Origin of the sequence: Bacillus sp. FSL R5-0443 (assembly GCF_038608285.1) — a bacterium.
GTDB lineage: Bacteria > Bacillota > Bacilli > Bacillales > Bacillaceae > Bacillus > Bacillus velezensis.
This window is the reverse complement of record NZ_CP152013.1, coordinates 3,053,786-3,075,111: the sequence shown is the minus strand read 5'-3', so window position 1 is coordinate 3,075,111 and position 21,326 is coordinate 3,053,786. Positions and strand designations below refer to the sequence as shown.

The 21,326-nt window shown below is 47.5% G+C and carries 22 protein-coding genes; 17 read left to right on the top strand and 5 right to left on the bottom strand.

The genetic code is table 11. The features are described 5' to 3' along the window. The first annotated feature begins 15 nt into the window (after positions 1 to 15). Complete coding sequence (locus NYE28_RS15375) at positions 16 to 1,611, top strand: amidohydrolase (RefSeq protein ID WP_342490157.1); 1,596 nt, start codon at positions 16 to 18, stop codon at positions 1,609 to 1,611. A 16-nt stretch (positions 1,612 to 1,627) separates the two neighbouring features. Here the strand turns inward: NYE28_RS15375 and NYE28_RS15370 are convergent, their stop codons facing one another. Beyond that, complete coding sequence (locus NYE28_RS15370) at positions 1,628 to 2,434, bottom strand: NAD kinase (RefSeq protein ID WP_025285105.1); 807 nt, start codon at positions 2,432 to 2,434, stop codon at positions 1,628 to 1,630. 181 nt (positions 2,435 to 2,615) lie between these two features. Here NYE28_RS15370 and sppA point away from each other — a divergent pair, with 181 nt between their 5' ends. The 14 genes from sppA (at position 2,616) to NYE28_RS15300 (ending at position 15,171) form a co-directional block, all read left to right on the top strand. Then, the gene (gene sppA, locus NYE28_RS15365; protein WP_003152419.1) at positions 2,616 to 3,623 is read left to right on the top strand and encodes a signal peptide peptidase SppA; all 1,008 of its coding nucleotides are present in this window, start codon (positions 2,616 to 2,618) and stop codon (positions 3,621 to 3,623) included. A 13-nt stretch (positions 3,624 to 3,636) separates the two neighbouring features. After that, positions 3,637 to 4,128 carry an RDD family protein gene (locus tag NYE28_RS15360; protein ID WP_038464156.1) on the top strand — a complete coding sequence of 164 codons (492 nt, stop codon included), beginning with the start codon at positions 3,637 to 3,639 and terminating at the stop codon, positions 4,126 to 4,128. A gap of 77 nt (positions 4,129 to 4,205) precedes the next feature. Then, complete coding sequence (locus NYE28_RS15355) at positions 4,206 to 4,895, top strand: DUF2953 domain-containing protein (protein ID WP_038464154.1); 690 nt, start codon at positions 4,206 to 4,208, stop codon at positions 4,893 to 4,895. A gap of 12 nt (positions 4,896 to 4,907) precedes the next feature. Further along, the gene (gene ytfJ, locus NYE28_RS15350) at positions 4,908 to 5,348 is read left to right on the top strand and encodes a GerW family sporulation protein (RefSeq protein ID WP_003152423.1); all 441 of its coding nucleotides are present in this window, start codon (positions 4,908 to 4,910) and stop codon (positions 5,346 to 5,348) included. 115 nt (positions 5,349 to 5,463) lie between these two features. Continuing rightward, on the top strand, positions 5,464 to 5,967 hold the full coding sequence (tpx, locus tag NYE28_RS15345) for a thiol peroxidase (protein WP_007613091.1): 504 nt from the start codon (positions 5,464 to 5,466) through the stop codon (positions 5,965 to 5,967). Between the two features lie 61 nt (positions 5,968 to 6,028). Next, positions 6,029 to 7,015, top strand: a complete 987-nt coding sequence (locus NYE28_RS15340; protein ID WP_038464151.1) for a class I SAM-dependent methyltransferase — start codon at positions 6,029 to 6,031, stop codon at positions 7,013 to 7,015. 310 nt (positions 7,016 to 7,325) lie between these two features. Next, positions 7,326 to 8,513, top strand: coding sequence for an acetate kinase (locus NYE28_RS15335; protein WP_007408053.1), 1,188 nt, complete (start codon positions 7,326 to 7,328; stop codon positions 8,511 to 8,513). Between the two features lie 99 nt (positions 8,514 to 8,612). Then, entirely contained in the window at positions 8,613 to 9,125 is a 513-nt protein-coding gene (locus NYE28_RS15330; RefSeq protein WP_007408054.1) for a molybdenum cofactor biosynthesis protein B, read from the top strand. 152 nt (positions 9,126 to 9,277) lie between these two features. Then, positions 9,278 to 10,489 carry an argininosuccinate synthase gene (locus NYE28_RS15325; protein ID WP_003152428.1) on the top strand — a complete coding sequence of 404 codons (1,212 nt, stop codon included), beginning with the start codon at positions 9,278 to 9,280 and terminating at the stop codon, positions 10,487 to 10,489. Further along, the gene (argH, locus tag NYE28_RS15320; protein WP_003152429.1) at positions 10,486 to 11,862 is read left to right on the top strand and encodes an argininosuccinate lyase; all 1,377 of its coding nucleotides are present in this window, start codon (positions 10,486 to 10,488) and stop codon (positions 11,860 to 11,862) included. The genes NYE28_RS15325 and argH overlap by 4 nt, the downstream gene beginning before the upstream one ends. 73 nt (positions 11,863 to 11,935) lie before the next feature. After that, on the top strand, positions 11,936 to 12,064 hold the full coding sequence (locus NYE28_RS15315; protein WP_007408056.1) for a hypothetical protein: 129 nt from the start codon (positions 11,936 to 11,938) through the stop codon (positions 12,062 to 12,064). Positions 12,065 to 12,201: 137 nt separating this feature from the next. Next, the gene (locus NYE28_RS15310) at positions 12,202 to 12,969 is read left to right on the top strand and encodes an SDR family oxidoreductase (protein ID WP_012118176.1); all 768 of its coding nucleotides are present in this window, start codon (positions 12,202 to 12,204) and stop codon (positions 12,967 to 12,969) included. A 60-nt stretch (positions 12,970 to 13,029) separates the two neighbouring features. Next, positions 13,030 to 13,716 (top strand): metal-dependent hydrolase, encoded by a 687-nt coding sequence (locus tag NYE28_RS15305; protein WP_007408057.1) that lies wholly within the window; start codon positions 13,030 to 13,032, stop codon positions 13,714 to 13,716. Between the two features lie 138 nt (positions 13,717 to 13,854). Then, a complete protein-coding gene (locus tag NYE28_RS15300) occupies positions 13,855 to 15,171 on the top strand; it encodes a CBS domain-containing protein (protein WP_012118175.1) in 1,317 nt (438 codons plus the stop codon). Positions 15,172 to 15,199: 28 nt separating this feature from the next. Here the strand turns inward: NYE28_RS15300 and NYE28_RS15295 are convergent, their stop codons facing one another. Then, positions 15,200 to 15,502, bottom strand: coding sequence for a YtpI family protein (locus NYE28_RS15295; protein ID WP_012118174.1), 303 nt, complete (start codon positions 15,500 to 15,502; stop codon positions 15,200 to 15,202). A gap of 116 nt (positions 15,503 to 15,618) precedes the next feature. Between NYE28_RS15295 and NYE28_RS15290 the strand changes: the two genes are divergently transcribed. Then, positions 15,619 to 16,560, top strand: coding sequence for a bifunctional oligoribonuclease/PAP phosphatase NrnA (locus NYE28_RS15290; protein ID WP_003152435.1), 942 nt, complete (start codon positions 15,619 to 15,621; stop codon positions 16,558 to 16,560). Positions 16,561 to 16,577: 17 nt separating this feature from the next. Here NYE28_RS15290 and NYE28_RS15285 read toward each other — a convergent pair whose 3' ends face one another. The 3 genes from NYE28_RS15285 to NYE28_RS15275 all read right to left on the bottom strand — a co-directional run bounded on the left by NYE28_RS15285 (position 16,578) and on the right by NYE28_RS15275 (position 17,716). Then, positions 16,578 to 16,769, bottom strand: coding sequence for a hypothetical protein (locus tag NYE28_RS15285; RefSeq protein WP_003152436.1), 192 nt, complete (start codon positions 16,767 to 16,769; stop codon positions 16,578 to 16,580). A 105-nt stretch (positions 16,770 to 16,874) separates the two neighbouring features. Further along, positions 16,875 to 17,378, bottom strand: a complete 504-nt coding sequence (gene ytrI / locus NYE28_RS15280; protein WP_007408062.1) for a sporulation membrane protein YtrI — start codon at positions 17,376 to 17,378, stop codon at positions 16,875 to 16,877. Then, entirely contained in the window at positions 17,375 to 17,716 is a 342-nt protein-coding gene (locus NYE28_RS15275; protein ID WP_003152438.1) for a YtrH family sporulation protein, read from the bottom strand. The genes ytrI and NYE28_RS15275 overlap by 4 nt, the downstream gene beginning before the upstream one ends. 142 nt (positions 17,717 to 17,858) lie before the next feature. Between NYE28_RS15275 and dnaE the strand changes: the two genes are divergently transcribed. Further along, positions 17,859 to 21,197 carry a DNA polymerase III subunit alpha gene (gene dnaE, locus NYE28_RS15270; RefSeq protein ID WP_342490156.1) on the top strand — a complete coding sequence of 1,113 codons (3,339 nt, stop codon included), beginning with the start codon at positions 17,859 to 17,861 and terminating at the stop codon, positions 21,195 to 21,197. Positions 21,198 to 21,326 lie beyond the last annotated feature (129 nt).

Genomic DNA, 21,326 nt, shown 5'->3' with positions numbered 1-21,326 from the left:
AAAGGGTGAGCGGGGATGAAAGCGATTTGGCACGGCGGCACCATCTATACAATGCTGGACAAGAATCATGTCACTGAAGCCGTTTATACCGAAGAAGGCGTCGTCAGGCAGACGGGCAGCTTCCGGGAGCTCCAAGGAACATACGGTGCGCCTGATACGGAGGAAATCGATTTACATGGAGCTGTGATGTTCCCGGGGTTTACGGACAGTCATATGCATTTAATCGGACACGGGGAAAAACAGCTTCGCCTCGATTTGTCGCAGCTGACGTCAAAAGAAGCGATACTGCGGGCCGCAAAAGAAGCAGAGTGTGAATTGGAAGATGGCGAATGGCTGATCGGCGAAGGTTGGGATGAAAATCTGTTTGAGCGGCCGGTTTACGTCACGAAGCATGACCTTGACCCGCTCTTTCCCGACCGCCCCGTCCTGCTGAAGCGGGTATGCCGGCACGCCGCCGCGGTTAATTCAGCCGCATTGCGCGCGGCGGGAATTACAAACGAAACACCTGATCCAAACGGCGGGATTATCGTCCGGGACGGCACCGGTCCGACAGGCCTCCTGCTGGATAAAGCCCAAGAGCTTGTGACACAGGCCCTGCCGCCCGTCTCACTTCACTATGTCAAACGCGCGCTTCAAACGGCGATTACGGACTGCTGGTCAAAAGGCCTGACCGGCGGGCATTCAGAAGATCTGGCATACTACGGAGACGCGTCCGTTCCCGTTGCCGCGTACGAGTCATTAACCGGCAGCGGCCTTTATCCTTTTCGCGCCCATCTGCTCGTACATCACGAAGCCGTCGACAGCTGGAGCGCTCTGGATAAATCGACCGGACCTTATCTGGAATACGGAGCGATGAAAATTTTTGCTGACGGCGCGCTCGGAGGCAGAACCGCTCTATTGAAAAAGGCTTACCATGATGATCCGTCTGTTTCCGGCGTTCAGGTGCATGATGACGAAACCCTTGCCGCTCTTGTTTATAAAGCGAGAGAGAAAGGGATGGAGATCGCCGTGCACGCGATTGGCGACCTTGCATTTGAAAAGGTGCTGGATGTTATCGAAAGATACCCGGCAAAGCCCGGACAGCTTGACCGGCTCATTCATGCGCAAGTATTAGATGACGGATTGATTGAAAGAGCCGCCCGGCTGCCGATCGGACTTGATCTTCAGCCGCATTTTGTGGCCAGTGATTTTCCGTGGGTGATTGACAGGCTCGGAGAAGAGCGGATGAAAACGGCTTTCGCCTGGAAAACACTGCTGTCAAAAGGGCTGCTGTGCGCCGGAGGTTCAGATGCCCCGATTGAGCCGGCCGATCCGCTTCTGGGCATTCAATCGGCTGTGCTCCGTACGAGCAAACAGCACCCGGAAGGTCCGGCCTATTATGAAAAAGAGTGCCTGACCGTGTACGAAGCCATTCAGCTTTACACGGAGGGAAGCGCGGCCATCATCCATAAAGAACATAGCCGCGGACGGATCGCCCCCGGCTATGATGCCGACTTTACCGTACTCAGCGGTGATCCGTTCAGGACGGACCCGAAAAAGCTTCATGAATTGGAAGCGGTCAAAACCGTCGTCGGCGGCCGTATCGTATATGAAAAAGAGGACAGGCAGTGATGCCCGTCCTCTTTTTTTATGATAAAAATGATCGTTTTACTTTTTCCCAGAAAGAGTTGTCTTTCAGTTTCACCGTTTTGATTTTTTTATCGGATAGTCTAATCTCAACCTTTTTGACATTCCGCGTGCTGAGCGCTTCATTATCAAGCCCGATAATCGGATGCTCATTGCCGTCTTGCACCACCTGCAGTGTCAGCTTCCGGTCTGAGCTTAAAATAAACGAAGATCCGAGTGTACGGTATGTGTTGTTGTTCAACGATGCCAGTTCGGATACCTGCATGCAGGAAATCAAAGGATCAACAACGGCGCCTGAAACAGATTTATTGTAGGCGGTGCTGCCCGTCGGGGTGGAAATGATCATCCCGTCTCCTCTGAACGTCTCAAAATGAAGATCATCAATTAACACATCCATCACAAACGTTTTAATAATGCTTGAACGGATGGAAACCTCGTTTAAACAGTGAAAATGATTGCTGCCGTCCACCGTTACGTGAATGAGCGGGTATTTTCTGACCTCAAGCTGTTCCGCGGTCATGCTGGCCGCCATTTTTTCAGGCTCATCGCTGTGAAAATCACAGTACAAATGGGCTTTCCCTTTTTTAGCGATGCCGACATACAGGCAGTCATCACGGAATCCGGTTTTTCTGACGGCTTGCAGAAATGAGCCGTCGCTGCCGATGCTGGCGATAATTCCGGCATCCTCCGGTTGAGCCGCAACTGTAAAACCGTGCGATTCAGCAAGCTGCTTCAAAGAGCTGACTTGTTCTTTTGTTTCGTTGTTTTGTTTGTGAAAAAAATAAACATTGCGGCGAAGATCGGTCATATCCCCATTCCCCTTTGCTGTCATATTTACGTTTTTCTCCCAGCAGGTATTGTGTTAAAATACCTGTGGCAATAGTGTAACATGTTTCCTGTTTATCCGTTAAGGGAAAGCGCTTCATGAAAAAAATGAATCTTTTTTTACGGGGGAACGTACGAATATTGACAGAAAAGGAGGAGAACAAATGAATGCAAAAAGATGGATTGCGCTCGTCATCGCGCTCGGCATTTTCGGCGTATCAGTCATTGCAAGTGTGACCGTCGGGGTGCTGAAGAATATCGGAGATACAGGGTCTGACTTTGCATCACTGACAGATGACACAGAGGAAGTGACGCTGGATAAGGGCAGCCCCGGCAGTAAAATCGCCGTGCTTGAAGTGGACGGCACGATTGAGGATAACGGCGGGTCCGCTGGCCTGCTCAGCTCAGGCGGATATGATCACAGATCATTTTTAAAACAGGTTGAGCGTGCGAAAGAAGACAAAAGCGTCAAAGGAATTGTGCTGAAAATCAATTCCCCTGGCGGAGGCGTGTACGAAAGCGCGGAAATACATAAAAAACTGGAAGAACTAAAGAAAGAAACGAAGAAACCGATTTATGTATCCATGGGTTCCATGGCGGCATCGGGAGGCTACTATATTTCAACGGCCGCCGATAAAATCTATGCTTCACCGGAAACGCTCACGGGTTCACTGGGCGTCATCATGGAAAGCGTCAATTATTCCAAGCTCGCCGATGAACTCGGCATCAAGTTTGAAACCATTAAAAGCGGCGCGCATAAAGACATCATGTCCCCGACCCGCGACATGACGAAGGAAGAAAGAAAGATCATGCAGACAATGGTCAACGATTCTTATGAAGGATTTGTCAATGTCATTTCAAAAGGCCGGCACATGTCAAAAGCGGATGTGAAAAAAATTGCCGACGGCCGTGTTTACGACGGCAGACAAGCGAAAAAAATCGGCCTCGTTGATGAGCTCGGTTTTTACGATGACACGATCAGCGCGATGAAAAAGGACCATAAAAATATGAAAAACGCTTCAGTCATCACATACGAGGAAGGATTCGGATTAGGCTCGCTCTTTTCCATGAGCGCAGCGAAAATGTTTAAAAGCGAAATTGATTTTCTGAATATGAAAGAACTCATTTCGCAATCCGGTTCGCCGCGGATGATGTATCTCTATGCAAAGTAGGGGGGAAGAAAGAATGGACGCGACTTACGAAGGCTTTCACGGCAAAGAAGAGGAAGCCGAACAACAGAGGGCGCCCGAGCAGGCATATGCGGGCTTTTGGATCAGGTTTTGGGCGTTTCTTCTTGATTGGCTGGTGGTCTGGGGACTTAACCATCTCATCGTTTCACCGGTTTTCACGCTGATGAAGCTCCCGGCAACAAGCGGAATGTTTACAATCTCAGCTTATTCCGTCACAACCCTGATCGTCTACCTCGCCTATTTTGTGTTCATGACGAAATGGTTTCATCAGACACTCGGCAAGATGGTCTTCGGGTTAAAGGTCACTTCTTTGACGCCCGGAAAGCCGCTGACTTGGAGCACCGTCATTTTCAGAGAAGCGGTGGGGCGTTATATCGATAAAATCTGGATTCTCTATATCGTCATTGCGTTTACGCCCAAAAAGCAGGGCATTCATGATCTGATCGCCGACACAACGGTGATTCACGAAGCGCTGTACCGCAAATAAAAGCAGTAAACCCGGAATAAACGTCCGGGTTTATTTTTTTTGGTTTTGGCGATAATGCTGCTAAGGAAGTGAAGCTTATGGGATATGCCGCAGCAGCTGTTATTCTCATTCTCATTTTGGCCTGGCTGCTCATGAGGATGAAAATCCACCTGACTTTCGAATATCTTCACGATAAAGATAACGACAAACTGACGTTTAAAATCTCGGCCTTATACGGGCTGATCCGTATTAAAAAAACGCTGCCCGTCATTAAAGTAAACAGCGAAGACGCGTCAATTGATGTCAAACAGGACACAAAATCAGAAATGAAAGGTCAGAAAAAAGAGAAGAAAAAAATCACATATGAAGATGTCAAACAGAGCATTCACAGAATAGAAATGATTCTGCACCAAGTCTTTCAGATGCGCCAAATCGCCGCTTCATTTCTTGCGGGAGTCCGTGTTACGAAGTTCGAATGGGTGACGGTTATCGGAATAAAGGACGCCGCCGTTACGGGAATCGCCGCCGGCGGATTGTGGGCCGTAAAGGGAGGACTTACGGCGATGCTGTATGATCATCTGCGTTTCATACATGAACCGGTGTGCGAAGTCATTCCGTCTTTTCAAGTGCCTGCATCCAAGACGCATTTGCAGTGTATATTCTTTTTTCGTTTTGGACATCTTATAGGTGCAGCTTTCAAATTGCTCAAATACGGGCGGAACGGACTTTCTATCATACGAAAGAAACAGCCGGTTCCGGTTGCTTCAAAGAATGATTCATCAGTTTAAGGAGGAGCGCATATGGCAGACCATCCCATTCAAGGTTTAATGAAAACCGCTATGGAAAATTTAAAAGAAATGATTGACGTGAATACAATCATCGGCGATCCTGTTGAAACGCCTGACGGCAGCGTAATCTTAACGGTTTCAAAGGTCGGCTTCGGATTTGCGGCGGGCGGAAGCGAGTTTGGAGGAAAGCCGGCTGAAAAAAGAACCGATGATGATGAAAGAAAAGAGCAGAAGCTCCCGTTCGGCGGCGGAAGCGGCGGCGGAGTATCCATTACGCCGATTGCGTTTCTGATTGTCGGAACAAACGGCGTGCGTATGCTTCATTTAGACGAAAACACCCATCTGATTGATAAACTGTTAGACTCCGCGCCTCAAACGATTGAACGCATCCAGCATATGTTTAAAAAGAATGAAAAAGGCCGGAACCAAAAAAGAACGGATATCGATTTATAACAGAAAAGTTAACTGCCGCCCGCAGTTAGCTTTTTTTACGATGCGGCATAACCTTTGCAGTTTGCATAAAACTCGACTATGATAGAGCTATACATAGATAAAGGGAGGAATCAGAATGGCTGAAATTACATTTAAAGGCGGAGCCGTGACGCTGATCGGACAAGAAGTGAAACCGGGGGACCAAGCTCCTGACTTCACGGTTTTGACAAACGGATTAGAAGAGAAGACATTAGCAGATATGAAAGGGAAAGTAACGATCATATCCGTTATTCCTTCCATTGACACAGGCGTATGTGACGCGCAGACACGCCGCTTCAACGAAGAAGCCGCAAAACTCGGTGATGTGAACGTTTATACAATCAGCGCCGACCTTCCGTTTGCACAAGCGCGCTGGTGCGGAGCGAACGGAATTGATAAAGTTGAAACATTATCGGATCATAAAGAGATGTCATTTGGTGAAGCATTCGGTGTTCACATCAAAGAACTTCGTCTTTTAGCGCGTTCCGTATTTGTCCTTGATCAGGACGGAAAAGTCGTTTACGCGGAATACGTAAGTGAAGCGACAAACCACCCGAATTATGAAAAGCCTATCGAAGCTGCAAAAGCGTTAATCAAGTAAAGAGAGAAAAAGAGCTCCGGGTGCTGCCGCGGAGCTCTTTTCATGGCAAGGAGGAAACAGCATGCAACACGACCATGTCGGTCAGATTTATGAACTTTTAGATGAAGCCGCCCAAGTGATAGCAGAAGGCCTTCAGATTTCTTATATTGAGGGGCTTGCGGAAGCGGGAGAAATGTATTTTCTTGAAAAGGCCGACCAGCTTCCGCTTCAGGAAAAGCAAACCGGCGAGCTTAAAAGCCTGCTCGCGAAAGCAGACTTCAGAAAATGGGAGCATGAATGGATCCGCAAGGCGTTCCAGCTCGCCATTTTAAAAGGGCTGAAAGATAAGTCCCATCCGAACAGACAGATGACGCCTGATACGATCGGCATTTTCATCAGTTACCTCGTGAATAAATTTACGGGCGGCCGAAAAGGCCTGACATTGCTGGACCCCGCCTGCGGCACCGGAAATCTTCTGCTGACCGCGGCAAACCAGCTTTCTGACAAAGCGGCAAAAAGCTTCGGCATTGAAATCGACGATGTCCTTCTGAAGATCGCTTATGCTCAGGCGAATCTGCAGGAAAAAGAAATGGAGCTGTTCTGCCAGGACAGTCTTCAGCCGTTATTTATCGAACCGGCCGATGCGGTCATCTGCGATTTGCCGGTCGGCTACTATCCGAATGACGAAGGCGCTGAAGCGTTTGAGCTGAAAGCGGATGAAGGCCACTCTTTTGCTCACCACTTATTTATTGAGCAGAGCGTCAAACATACAAAACCGGGCGGATACTTATTTTTTATGATTCCGAACCATCTGTTTGACAGCGCGCAAAGCGATAAACTGAAGCGGTTTTTTGCGGAAAAAGTGTATATCAACGCCCTTCTTCAGCTGCCGGCTACTATGTTTAAAGACGAAGCGCAGGCAAAGAGCATTTTAATCTTGCAGAAAAAAGGCGAAGACGCAAAGCCGCCGAAACAAGCGCTTTTGGCGAATCTTCCTTCTTTTGCGAACCAGCAGGCGATGCGGGAGATGACGGCAAAATTGGATCAATGGATTCAAAAAGAAAAATAATGGCGAAAAAGCAGTGTGAGATGCAAAATCCCGCGCTGCTTTTGCTTTTTAAAATGAATGGGAATCAGGACGATAACACAAATTAAGGAAAGAAAATAACATTCCGTAAGACCGTGCCGTCCATTTGGCACAAATGAAATTTATCAGAAAATATCGACTTCATATTGTAAGCGGTACCAATGTGGATGTTGACTTGAAATGCTGAGTTGACAATGTTTAAATGGAAAAGTCAGATATTTTTTGGACTGCAGTTATGGTCTGGGAAAAAAGAACGAACAAACGAAGAAGAATTTTGATAGGAGCGTCATTTATGTCTAAAATTATTGCAATTAACGCAGGAAGCTCATCTTTAAAATTTCAGTTATTCGAAATGCCTTCAGAAAAGGTGCTAACAAAAGGTTTAGTAGAACGGATCGGTATCGCCGACAGCGTTTTCACAATCTCTGTTAACGGCGAAAAAAATACAGAAGTGACAGATATTCCGGATCATGCGGTTGCGGTGAAGATGCTGCTTCACAAGCTGACTGAATTCGGTATTATAAAGGATCTAAATGAAATTGACGGAATCGGCCACCGTGTGGTTCACGGCGGAGAAAAATTCAGCGATTCTGTTTTGCTTACGGATGAAACAATCCGTGAGATTGAAGAGATTTCAGAACTAGCGCCGCTTCACAACCCGGCTAACATCGTCGGCATTAAAGCCTTTAAAGAAGTGCTTCCGAATGTGCCTGCGGTTGCAGTGTTTGATACGGCGTTCCACCAAACGATGCCTGAACAATCTTACCTGTACAGCCTACCGTACGAATACTACGAGAAATACGGCATTCGCAAATACGGTTTCCACGGCACATCTCATAAATACGTGACGCAGCGCGCAGCTGAGCTTCTCGGCCGCCCGCTTGAAGATTTGCGTCTGATTTCCTGCCACCTCGGTAACGGCGCAAGTATCGCGGCGGTAGAAGGCGGAAAATCCATTGATACGTCAATGGGCTTCACACCGCTTGCGGGTGTCGCGATGGGAACACGTTCAGGAAACATCGACCCTGCATTGATTCCGTACATAATGGAAAAAACGGATCAGACGGCAGATGAAGTATTAAATACGTTAAATAAAAAGAGCGGACTGCTTGGCGTATCCGGTTTCTCCAGCGACCTTCGCGATATCGTAGAAGCTTCAAAAGAAGGAAACGAAAGAGCGGAAACGGCTCTTGAAGTGTTTGCAAGCAGAATCCATAAATACATCGGTTCTTACGCTGCGAGAATGAGCGGCGTTGACGCGATTATTTTCACTGCGGGTATCGGTGAAAACAGTGTTGAAGTCAGAGAACGCGTGCTTCGCGGCTTAGAATTCATGGGTGTATATTGGGATCCTGCGCTGAACAACGTGCGCGGCGAGGAAGCGTTTATCAGCTACCCTCACTCTCCTGTCAAAGTCATGATCATTCCGACTGACGAAGAGGTCATGATCGCACGCGACGTTGTCCGCCTTGCACAGTAATGATCGAAAAAAGCACATCCTTTAGGGTGTGCTTTTTTATTGAATGCCCCAGAATCAAACGTTACGATATGTTTAATACATAAACGATGAGGTGAAGCAATGAGTGTGCATGAACATAAACAAGAAGCCCCGTCAGCCGTGCGCTGCAAGGTGATCACAGTCAGCGACACGAGAACGAAAGAAACCGACAAAAGCGGGCGCGTCATGATGGACTTCCTCAGGGAAGCGGGATTTGAAACGGTCGCTTATGACATTGTTAAAGATGAAAAAGATGAATTGCAGAAAGCCGTTTTATCCGGCTGTATGGATGAATATACAGATGCGGTGCTGTTAAACGGAGGGACGGGCATTGCCGAAAGGGATGTCACAATTGAAGCGGTCACGCCGCTGTTTTCAAAAGAACTCCCGGGATTCGGCGAGCTGTTCCGCATGCTGAGCTATACGGAGGACATCGGTTCCGCCGCCATTTTGTCCAGAGCGGCAGCGGGTGTGATCCAAAATACCGCAGTCTTCTGCACGCCCGGCTCCTCAGGCGCCGTAAAGCTTGCAATGAGTAAACTGATTATTCCTGAACTGCCCCATGTGCTCCGGGAAATCCGAAAAGATTTATAAATGTATAAAAAGGCTCTGCTCCGCTCAAAAAAATGGGTGGGGTTTTTTTTATAAAAGGCTTGAAAAAACAGAATTTACTTGTTACAGTGTATACATACAAAATGCATTTTTATTAATTAAAACTAATTTTTATACAAAAGGGAGCTTTTAACATGGCAGAACAAAAAAAGGTTGTATTGGCATACTCAGGAGGTCTTGATACTTCTGTAGCGATAAAATGGCTGCAAGAACAGGGATACGATGTTGTTGCCTGCTGTTTAGACGTAGGGGAAGGAAAGGATTTGGCATTCGTTCAGCAAAAAGCGCTGGAAGTAGGCGCCGTAAATTCCTATGTGATTGATGCGAAAGAAGAATTCGCCCGGGAGTACGCGCTCATTTCTATGCAGGCCCATACAATGTATGAAGGCAAGTATCCGCTCGTATCTGCACTATCCCGTCCGTTGATCGCGAAAAAACTCGTTGAAGTCGCGGAAAAGGAAAACGCGGTGGCTGTAGCGCACGGCTGCACGGGAAAAGGCAACGATCAGGTGCGTTTCGAAGTATCCATTAAATCATTAAATCCTGATCTGGAGGTCATTGCTCCGGTCCGTGAGTGGCAATGGTCGCGTGAAGAAGAAATTGAATATGCCGCAAGCCGCGGCATACCGATTCCGATCAATCTTGACAGCCCGTATTCCATCGACCAGAACCTATGGGGACGCGCCAATGAATGCGGTATATTAGAAGACCCGTGGGCGGCGCCGCCTGAAGGGGCATATGATCTGACAGCATCTCTTGAAAACACGCCGGACGTTCCGGAAATCATCGAAATCGCATTTGAAGCCGGTGTTCCGGTTTCAATCGACGGCGTAACCTACCCGCTCGCTGATTTAATTCTCAAGCTGAACGAGACTGCCGGAAAACACGGCATCGGCCGGATTGACCATGTGGAAAACCGCCTGGTCGGCATTAAGTCCCGTGAAGTTTATGAGTGCCCGGGCGCCATGACTTTGATTACGGCTCACAAAGAGCTTGAGGATCTGACTTTAGTGAAAGAAGTGGCCCATTTCAAACCGGCAATTGAACAAAAACTGTCTGAAATCATCTATAACGGTTTATGGTTCTCGCCGTTAAAAGACGCGCTGCTTGCATTCTTGAAAGAAACCCAAAAACACGTCACCGGCGTCGTGCGCGTCAAGCTGTTTAAAGGCCATGCCATTGTAGAAGGACGTAAGTCGGAATATTCACTCTACGATGAAAAACTTGCGACATATACAAAAGACGATGCTTTTGACCATCACGCGGCAATCGGTTTCATTGAGCTTTGGGGGCTGCCGACAAAAGTAAACAGCATTGTGAAAAAGAAGGAGCAGATTGAAGCATGAAGAAGCTTTGGGGAGGCCGTTTTCAAAAAACACCGGAAAAGTGGGTCGATGAGTTCGGCGCATCCATCACATTCGACCAAAACTTAGTCAAAGAGGATATTACAGGGTCTCTCGCTCATGCGGCAATGCTGAAAAAATGCGGCATTCTGACGGAAGAAGAAGAAGGCGCCATCCGACAGGGGCTGCAGACCCTCCTGCAAAAAGCAGAGGAAGGAACGCTTGAATTCTCTGTTGATTATGAAGATATCCATTTGAATATTGAAAAAATGCTGATCGAAGAAATCGGACCGCTAGGCGGCAAGCTCCATACCGGCAGAAGCCGGAATGACCAGGTGGCGACCGACATGCATTTGTATTTGAAAGATCATGTCTCACATATCATCGTGCTGATTGAACAGTTCCAAAAAGCGCTGATCGAAAAAGCGGAGGCCAATGTCGAGACCATTCTGCCGGGGTACACCCATTTGCAGCGGGCTCAGCCGATTTCTTTCGCCCACCATCTGCTTGCTTATTTTTGGATGCTTGAACGGGATAAAGAGCGTTTTCGCGATGCTATGAAACGGATTAACATATCGCCGCTCGGATGCGGGGCGCTTGCCGGAACCACTTTTCCGATAGACCGTAACTATTCGGCGGAGCTGCTCGGTTTTGACTCCATTTATGAGAACAGTCTTGACGGAGTCAGTGACAGAGATTTTATTCTCGAGTTTTTAAGCGGCAGCAGCATGCTGATGATGCACCTTTCGCGTTTATCAGAAGAAATCATTCTATGGTGCTCGCAGGAATTCAGATTCATTGAACTGGATGATACGTATGCGACGGGAAGCAGCATGATGCCGCAGAAGAAAAACCCCGACATGGCGGAGCTGATCCGCGGTAAAACCGGACGCGTATACGGTGATATGATGGGGCTTTTCACGATTATGAAAGGGCTCCCGCTCGCTTACAACAAAGACCTGCAGGAAGATAAAGAAGGCATGTTTGACACGGTGAAAACCGTTGAAGGAAGCCTTCAGATTTTCACGGGCATGATTGAAACGATGAAAGTAAACAAGGACATCATGAAACAAGCGACAAAACAAGATTTTTCAAACGCGACGGAACTTGCCGATTATTTAGCTAAAAAAGGCATGCCGTTCAGAGAAGCGCATGAAGTGGTCGGCAAGCTTGTGTACAGCTGCATTGAAAAAGGAATCTATTTAAGTGATATGGCATTTGAAGAATTCCTTCAAGCCAGCAGTCTCTTTGAAGAAGACATCTATACCGTGCTCGATCCGCATCATGCGGTTGAAAAAAGAATGAGCGCCGGCGGAACGGGTTTTCAGCAGGTAGAACAGGCGCTCGTAAAAGCAAAAGCCTGCGCCGGCATTTAATTTGCTGAAATTTCCTTCATATTTTCCCGTCATATCAGACACCCTACATCTATAAAGATGGGAGGTAGAAGGAATGCGCAAAGAACAAGACCGTTACATCTATGATGAAAAAGAAAGTGAAGAAACGGCCAGGCTCATCTCAGAGGCATACGAAAGCGGTTATGTCGGCATGGAGGAAGCCTCTGCTCCTTCAGAAAATTAAGCTGTCTGTAAAGACGGCTTTTTTTTCGTGCGGACGAAGTGCAAAAAAGTGATATTGCCGTTTGTTTATAGTAAAGTAGAGGGAGAAACGTCTTGATTTTATTGAAGCGGCAACGTTGCCTGGGGAGGGTATTCAATGTGCGACATGCTCTAATCACTGCCGGTACAAAGGGATTGGGCCGAAAAGTGACTGAAATGCTTCTGGAAAAAGGCTTTTCTGTCACAGTGAATTACAGACAAGACGAAGAAGCGGTCGCCTGTCTGAAGGCGGATTATCCCGGGTGCCATGACAGATTGCAATTCGTTAAGGGCGATGTAACCCGTAAAGAAGATCTCATGCGGATCGCCGATGCAGCCCTTCAGCGGTTTGGAAGGATTGACATACTGATTAACAATGCCGGACCGTACATATTTGAGCGCAAAAAGCTTGCCGATTACTCCGATGACGAATGGTATGACATGCTTGAAGGGAATTTAAGCGCCGTTTTCCATCTGTTTAAAGCGGTTATCCCGGTCATGAGACAGCAGCGGTTCGGCCGGATTATTACATACGGTTTTCAAGGAGCGGACCATGCCCCTGGCTGGCTTCACCGTTCCGCTTTCGGAGCGGCTAAAGTCGGATTGGCATCGTTAACGAAAACCATTGCGATTGAAGAAGCTGAATCAGGCATTACGGCCAATATGGTCTGCCCGGGTGATATTGTAGGAGATATGAAAGAAGCGTCTATAGAGGAAGCAAGACGGAAAATCGGCAAAGAAAAGACGCCGATCGGCAGGTCCGGAACCGGAGAGGACATTGCGAGAATCATCGCCTTTTTATGTGAAGATGATTCCGATCTTGTAACCGGAACGGTCATTGAAGCAACAGGCGGGCTGAATGTGATTAACAGGCATCAATCCCTGTAAGTTTTTTCGTTTGTCAAAAAGGGAACTTGATAAATATTAATTTTTTATGAGGTGAAAACGATGAAAGTGACTTATCACGGACATTCTGTCATTCAAGTGGAAACGAAAACCCATAACATTATTTTTGATCCGTTTCTGACCGGAAACAGTCTGACAAATTTGAAACCGGAAGAAGTGAAAGCGGATGTCATCCTGCTTACTCACGGACACAATGACCATGTCGGAGATACAGAGCAGATCGCTAAACAAAACGATGCGCTCGTTATTGCGCCGAATGAGCTGGCCGTTTATCTCGGCTTTAAAGGTTTAAAGGTCCACCCGATGCATATCGGAGGGGCGCGCCAATTTGATTTCGGTAAAGTGAAACTGACACAGGCATTCCACGGATCGGCGGTCACTGATGAAGAAAACAAAACCATTACGTACACGGGGATGCCGGCCGGGATTTTATTGACGATTGACGGCAAAACGATTTTCCACGCCGGGGACACGGCGCTGTTCTCTGATATGAAACTGATCGGGGAACTGAATCACATTGACCTGGCGTTTCTGCCGATCGGTGATAACTTCACCATGGGCCCTGAAGATGCGAAACTCGCGGCTGAGTGGCTGAGAGCGAAACAGGTCGTTCCCGTTCATTACAATACATTTCCTGTCATTGAACAGGACCCTGACGCTTTCGCCGAAAGTCTGCCCGGAGGCGTCGGCAAAGTCATGGCGGTCGGCGAGACCATTGAGCTTGCCTGACATATGTGTCAAAGACCTTCTGAATCAAGCATTCAGAAGGTCTTTTTGTGATGCCGCCTTTTTTCGGGCGTCTCATTGCGAATGAATCCCTCGTACCCTTATAATAAAAGCAGAAGACTGTCCTTAGAGGTGAAACGCTTGGCAACAAAGCATGAACAAATCCTATCATACATAGATTCGCTTCCTGTCGGTGAAAAAATTTCGGTCAGAAGAATTGCGAAAGAAATGAAAGTCAGTGAAGGAACGGCTTACAGAGCCATTAAGGAAGCCGAAAACAAAGGATTCGTTTCCACTATTGAACGTGTGGGGACCATCCGGATTGAACAGAAGAAAAAAGAAAATATTGAAAAGCTGACATACGCCGAGGTCGTCAATGTGATAGACGGCCAGGTGCTCGGCGGAAAAGCCGGTCTGCATAAAACGTTGAATAAGTTTGTGATCGGCGCGATGGAGCTTGACGCGATGATGCGTTATACGGCGGCGGGGAACCTGTTAATCGTCGGGAACCGAATCAACGCCCACCGTCAGGCGCTTGAAGCGGGCGCGGCTGTTTTGGTAACAGGAGGGTTTAATACCGACGACAGCATTATCGAGCTGGCCGATATGCTTGAGCTTCCGATTCTCTCCACGAGCTACGATACCTTTACGGTAGCCGCGATGATCAACCGGGCGATCTATGATCAGCTCATAAAAAAAGAGATTGTGCTCGTGGAAGACATTTTGACGCCCGCAGATCGGACAGTGACGCTGTCCCCTAAGGATAAGCTGGAGAAATGGTACGAAAAAAACTATGAAACCGGACACGGCCGCTTCCCGGTTATCGATCAGCAGATGAAAATCCACGGAATCCTCACATCGAAAGATATCGCGGGGCATGACCGGTCAGTTCCGATTGAAAAAGTAATGACCAAAAACCCTGTCACGGTGATCGGGAAAACATCTGTCGCCTCAGCGGCTCAAATGATGGTTTGGGAAGGAATTGAAGTGCTTCCGGTGACAGACGGGCATCACAAACTGATCGGAATGATCAGCCGCCAGGATGTCTTAAAAGCGCTTCAAATGGTTCAAAAGCAGCCTCAGGTCGGGGAAAAGCTGGATGATATTGTTTCAAGGGGATTTAAAGAAGACGAAGATGACAAAACGCCGGCGGTTTATCAATATGAAGTCACGCCGCAAATGACCAATCAGCTCGGCACGATTTCTTACGGGGTGTTTACGACGATTTTAACCCAGGCCGCCAGCCGATTTTTACGCTCCCGCAAACGCGGCGAGCTGGTCATTGAAAGCATTACGATTTTCTTCCTGAAGCCCGTACAGATGGAGTCGGTCATTGAAGTGAAACCGCGCATTTTAGAGGCGGGCCGGAAATTCGGGAAAATGGAAGTGGAAGTGTCAAGCCAAAGCGGCATCGTTTCAAAAGCGATGCTCATGGTGCAGCTGATGGAGAGAAGTTAAGGGACGCACCCGGGTCCCTTGGCATTCATTATGCGTGGTCCCTCTCCGCTTCCTTTGCATGGATGGGCTCATAATGCTTATAGGCTCTATACCCGGCCCATGCGCTGCCTGCTCCGATTAAAATGAAGACGCCGCCGATGACCAGGGTCAGGACGGAGTGAAACAGAATCATTTGGTTTACTCCGTACAAAAACACCAGCGCGCCTAATGCCATACTTGATTTAGCCGAAAAACATTCTTTCTCCAGCGCCCGTTTCGTCTGGATTCCTTTTACTTTGTAATACACGTAAAAGCAGGCAGAAAGCCCGATGAGAAAAACAAAAACCAGCATAAATGAAATCCTCCATTATATGAGTTTGCAAAACCGTTTATACCGTTGCTGAAAGATTTTCCTTTTCCATGGATAAAGAGTATGATTAAATGAATAAAAACGAAAAGGAGAAAGCGATGAAATCCGAACTGATCAGAACCATATCATTATATGACACCATTATCTTACATAGACATGTGAGGCCTGACCCGGACGCCTACGGTTCACAGTGCGGCCTTACGGAAATCCTGCGGGAAACGTATCCCGAAAAAAATATTTTTGCCGTCGGACAGCCTGAGCCGTCCTTGTCTTTTTTATATTCCCTCGATGAGGTGGATGACGAAACCTATAAAGATGCTCTTGTCATCGTGTGCGACACCGCAAACCAAGGCAGGGTCGACGATCAGCGCTACCATTCCGGCGCAAAGCTCATGAAAATAGACCACCATCCAAATGAAGATCCGTATGGCGATCTGTTATGGGTCGATACGAATGCAAGCTCCGTAAGCGAAATGATCTATGAGCTGTACCTGGAAGGAAAACAGCACGGCTGGAAACTGAATACGAAAGCAGCTGAGCTGATTTACGCGGGTATCGTCGGTGATACGGGGCGTTTCTTATTCCCGAACACCACAAAAAAGACATTAAAATACGCGGGAGAGCTCATTGAGTTCCCATTTTCATCGTCAGAACTGTTCAATCAATTGTATGAAACAAAATTAAATGTGGTGAAGCTTAACGGCTTTATTTATCAAAATGTGTCACTGTCTGAAAACGGCGTCGCTTCCGTTTTCATTAAAAAAGACATTTTGGAGACATATGGAACCACCGCTTCTGAAGCGTCGCAGCTTGTCGGAACACTCGGAAATATTTCGGGTATCCGCGCTTGGGTGTTTTTCGTAGAAGAAGACGATCAAATCAGAGTCCGGTTCCGTTCAAAAGGTCCGGTCATCAACGGAATTGCCCGGAAATACAATGGCGGCGGACATCCGCTTGCGGCCGGCGCATCCATCTTCAGCTGGGATGAAACCGATCAGATTCTTGCTGATCTGGAAGAGGTATGTAACGAACACAAGTAGAGGGGAGACCCTCTTTCTTAGTGTTCATCTGTCACGGGGATGAACCAGCAGCCGAATTCAGTCAGGTCTTCGTAGACGCGGAGATTACAGATTTGGAGTTCTTTTTTTATGAGGGAAGCGAGTGTGTCTGTTTCTGCATATGCGGAATAGCCTTGTCTGATTCGGGCTGCATGATCTTTTGCCAAGCGTCGTTCACTAAAAACCTCCATTTTCCCTTCCTCCCTTCAGAATCATTGAAAATGTCTCATCTACAGTTTATAAAAAAGCGGAGAAAAAAGCGACAGATCTATGGAAAATTTTTAAAAATGACATAATTACGTCGCAAAAGAAATATGAATTTCGACAGACAATCTCGTATAAATCGTCAGTTCCTTTACTTCAGCTTTAAATTCCTTCTCATTTATGGTGTATATTTTGTTTTCGATCGTCCGTTTTAAAAGCTCCTTTGTTTTATACACGCTTTCAATATCTTTTGTGATGACTTCAGAAATGTTATCTTTCACTTGTTCCTCAAATTTCATCTTGTCAGGCTGGGCGATTCTGTATTTTTCCCCATTGATCAGCTTCACATCAACACTTTGGATGAGAAGTCTTTGCTTATTATCCTCATTTAATTTATGAAGATCCTTCTGATAGATGGAGATTTGGTTTTTTAAATCCCGCGCGTGCTCACGCTGCTTTTCAATTAACGTCACTTGTTCTTCCTGAAATGTTCCGTATGTAAACAGAAAGAACAGCCAGCTGACGATGGCTCCGCACATCATTCCCGCGAAAAAACGCTGCCATCCCGGTTTTTTATAATACTCGGGAATTCTCATGATGACATATTCTCCTGGGTCAGCCATGAAATAATCAGCCAGCCGGTCTGCGCGCCGCCCATTGCTGAAATAATTAAAAGAAGCTGTTTGAAAATGTCGCGCGTGTTGCCTTCAAACAGCCCCCGCTCGAAACTGTATACCGCGTCAAATGTTCCCCCGATCGCCGCGACAAGCGCCCAGATCTTCAGCCTGTTCGCCAATTTTGTGATCGCCGTCAGCGGAGGCTCGCCTGATAAATAAGCTCCGAGGCCGCCGATCAGCGCGCCGCCGAGCAACACACCGAGGGCGATAAAATAACTGCTGATGAAATTCGCCATAAATCCGGCTTCCTGATCCATATATACACCACCTCACTTTTCTATCATATTGAGCGAAACGGACAAGTATGATGATGAGTCAAAAAAGAACATTTGTTTCTTAAGAAAACCCGTCTTATAATGTAGAAAGGCAAAATGAACGTATGGGAAAGGAGTGGCGGCATTGTCTTTTGTTCACCTGCAAGTACATAGCGGCTACAGTCTGTTAAACAGCGCCGCTTCTGTAAAAGAGCTTGTTACACAAGCGAAGGAACTCGGATATTCATCATTGGCGCTGACGGACGAAAATGTGATGTACGGCGCCATTGAGTTTTATAAAGCATGCAAATCAAACGGAATGAAGCCGATTATCGGTCTGACGGCTTCTATATACACGGACGATACGGAGCTTGAAGCACATCCGCTCATTCTTTTAGCAGAGACAAACACTGGATATCAGAACCTGGTGAAAATCTCAAGTGCGCTGCAATCCATGGCAAAGGGCGGCATGAAGCGAAAATGGATGAAGAGCTATCATGAGGGGCTGATCGCCATTACGCCCGGTGAAAACGGGTACATTGAAAGCCTGCTTCAAGCCGGGAAGTTTGAAGAAGCGGTCCGGGCTGCCGAAGGATTCCGGGAGCTGTTCGGAGACGGCCGTTTTTATTTAGGATACCAGCCGTTTAAAGGACATGAGACGTTATCAGAAGAGATTCTCCGCCTGTCAGCCGAGACGGAAATTGCTGTCTGCGCTGCGGGGGATGTCCGTTATATCAAGAAAGAAGATCAAGATGCGTACCGCTGTCTGTGCGCTATTAAAGCCGGAGAGAAGTGGGAGGATCAGAGCGGGAATCTGCCGGACTTATACTTGAGGACGCCTGAAGAAATGGCAGAGCTTTACACGCGGCATCCGGAGGCGATTGAAGCAGCCGCGCGTATCGCCCGGCAATGCCGGGTCGATGTCAGCCTCGGACAGACACAGCTTCCGTCTTTTCCGGCGCCGGACGGCAAATCAGCCGATGACTATTTGGCGGAGATCTGTCATGAGGGGCTGCGCCTCCGTTTCGGCACTCCTGATGAGCGCGCTGTCCGCCGGCTTGAATATGAGCTGGACGTCATCAGGCGCATGAAATTCAGTGATTATTTTCTCATCGTATGGGACTTTATGAAGTACGCGCATGAAAAGGGCATTGTGACAGGTCCGGGAAGAGGGTCCGCGGCAGGCTCGCTTGTCGCTTATTCCCTTTTCATTACCGACGTGGATCCGCTTAAACATTCTCTGCTGTTTGAGAGATTTCTTAATCCCGAGCGGATCAGCATGCCGGATATTGATATCGATTTCCCTGATACGAGAAGGGATGAGGTCATTCAGTATGTACAAAATAAGTACGGGGCCATGCACGTCGCCCAGATTATCACCTTCGGGACATTGGCCGCAAAGGCGGCGTTAAGGGATACCGGGAGAGTGTTCGGGATCAGCCCGAAAGAAGCCGACCAGCTTGCCCGCCTGATTCCGTCAAAACCGGGAATGACGCTTGAGGAAGCGAGGCGGCAGTCCGCTCAGCTGAACAGGCGGCTGTCCGAATCCGCCGTTCTTCATAAAGTGTTTCAGATCGCAAGGAAAATTGAAGGTCTTCCGCGGCACACGTCAACACACGCGGCGGGGGTCGTTCTCAGTAAAGAGCCGCTTTCTGAAGTTGTCCCTCTTCAAGAAGGGCATGACGGCGTGTATTTAACGCAGTATGCGATGGATCACTTGGAAGATCTCGGTCTTTTAAAAATGGACTTTTTAGGTTTGCGCAACCTGACGCTTATTGAATCCATTAAAACGATGATTGAAAAAGAGACGAATACGAAAATTGATTTTTCCGAGATTTCTTATCAGGATGAAAAAACGTTCTCACTATTGTCAAACGGTGATACGACGGGTATTTTCCAGCTGGAATCATCAGGAATGAGAAACGTGCTGAAGCGCCTGAAGCCGTCAAGACTGGAAGACATTGTCGCGGTTAACGCGCTTTACAGGCCGGGACCGATGGAAAATATTCCGTTATTTATCGACCGGAAGCACGGGCGGGCGCGTGTGGAAGTGCCGCACGAGGACGTAAGAAATATTCTCAGTGACACTTACGGTGTCATCGTCTATCAAGAGCAGATAATGATGATCGCCTCGCGCATGGCAGGGTTTTCATTAGGTGAAGCGGATCTGCTCAGACGGGCTGTCAGCAAAAAGCAAAAGGACATTCTGGACAGAGAGCGAAGCCATTTTGTTGAAGGGTGCTTAAAAAAGGAGTATTCTGTAGTCACTGCAAACGAGGTCTACGATCTGATTGTAAAATTCGCTAACTACGGATTCAACAGAAGCCATGCTGTCGCATACAGCATGATCGGCTATCAGCTCGCCTATTTAAAAGCGCATTATCCGTTATATTTTATGTGCGGGCTGTTGACGAGCGTCATCGGCAATGAGGACAAAATATCGCAATATCTGCATGAAGCGAAGGGGAGCGGGATTCAAGTCCTTCCGCCGTCAATAAACAAAAGCGGTTTTCCGTTTGCGCCGGAAAACGGAGCCGTCAGATACAGTTTGCGGGCCGTTAAAAACGTAGGCGTCTCGGCAGTGAAAGATATTTATAAAGCAAGAACACATAAACCGTTCGAGGATCTTTTCGATTTCTGCTTTCGCGTACCCGCAAAAAGCGTGAATCGGAAAACCATCGAAGCCCTTATATTTTCTGGCGCCATGGACGAATTCAATCAAAATCGCGCCGCCTTGCTGGCCTCCGTTGATGTGGCTTTAGAGCACGCTGAACTTTTTCGTGCAGACGATGACCAAATGGGATTGTTTTTGGAAGAATCGTTCTCCATTAAGCCAAAATATGTAGAGGCTGAGGAATTTCCGCTCGTGGACAAGCTTCGGTTCGAAAAAGAAGCTCTCGGTGTTTATTTCTCAAGCCATCCTTTGTCCGCTTTCAGGGATCTCCTGAAAAAACGGGGGGCGCAAGCGATCACAGCAGCGCGGCAGATGGCGAAGGGGCAGCTGTCAATCGGCGCTTTGCTCGCGGGCATCAAAACGATTCGGACAAAGACAGGTCAGCATATGGCGTTTCTCACATTAAGCGATGAAACGGGAGAAATGGAAGCCGTTGTGTTTCCTGACCAATATAGAAGGCTGTCTCCGCTGTTAAAGGAGGGCGCGCTTTTATTCGCCGCCGGAAAAATGGAAGAGCGTCAGGAGAAGACACAATTCATCATGTCATCCGCCTCTCTTCTTGAGCAGACAGAGGCAGACAGAGCGCCGTCTGTTTACATCAAAATCGAGGGCAGCCGGCACAATCAGGAGTTTTTGGAAAAGATGAAGCGTATTTTACTGGAGCATAAAGGGGAAACCGGCGTTTATCTTTATTATGAAAAAGACAAGCAGACGATCAGGCTGCCGGATACTTTTCATATTCAGGCGGACCATCAGGTGTTATACCGTTTAAAAGAGCTGCTGGGCCGCGAAAACGTCGTGTTAAAATAGTGGTAACAATAATCGTTTTGTTATACAATTGAAACAATTGTGCTATCTTATTTAAAGATTCTGAAATTTTTCACCTCCAGCGATTGTACCAGTCTATGCGGCAGAATATGTAACAAAGTACTTAAAAGG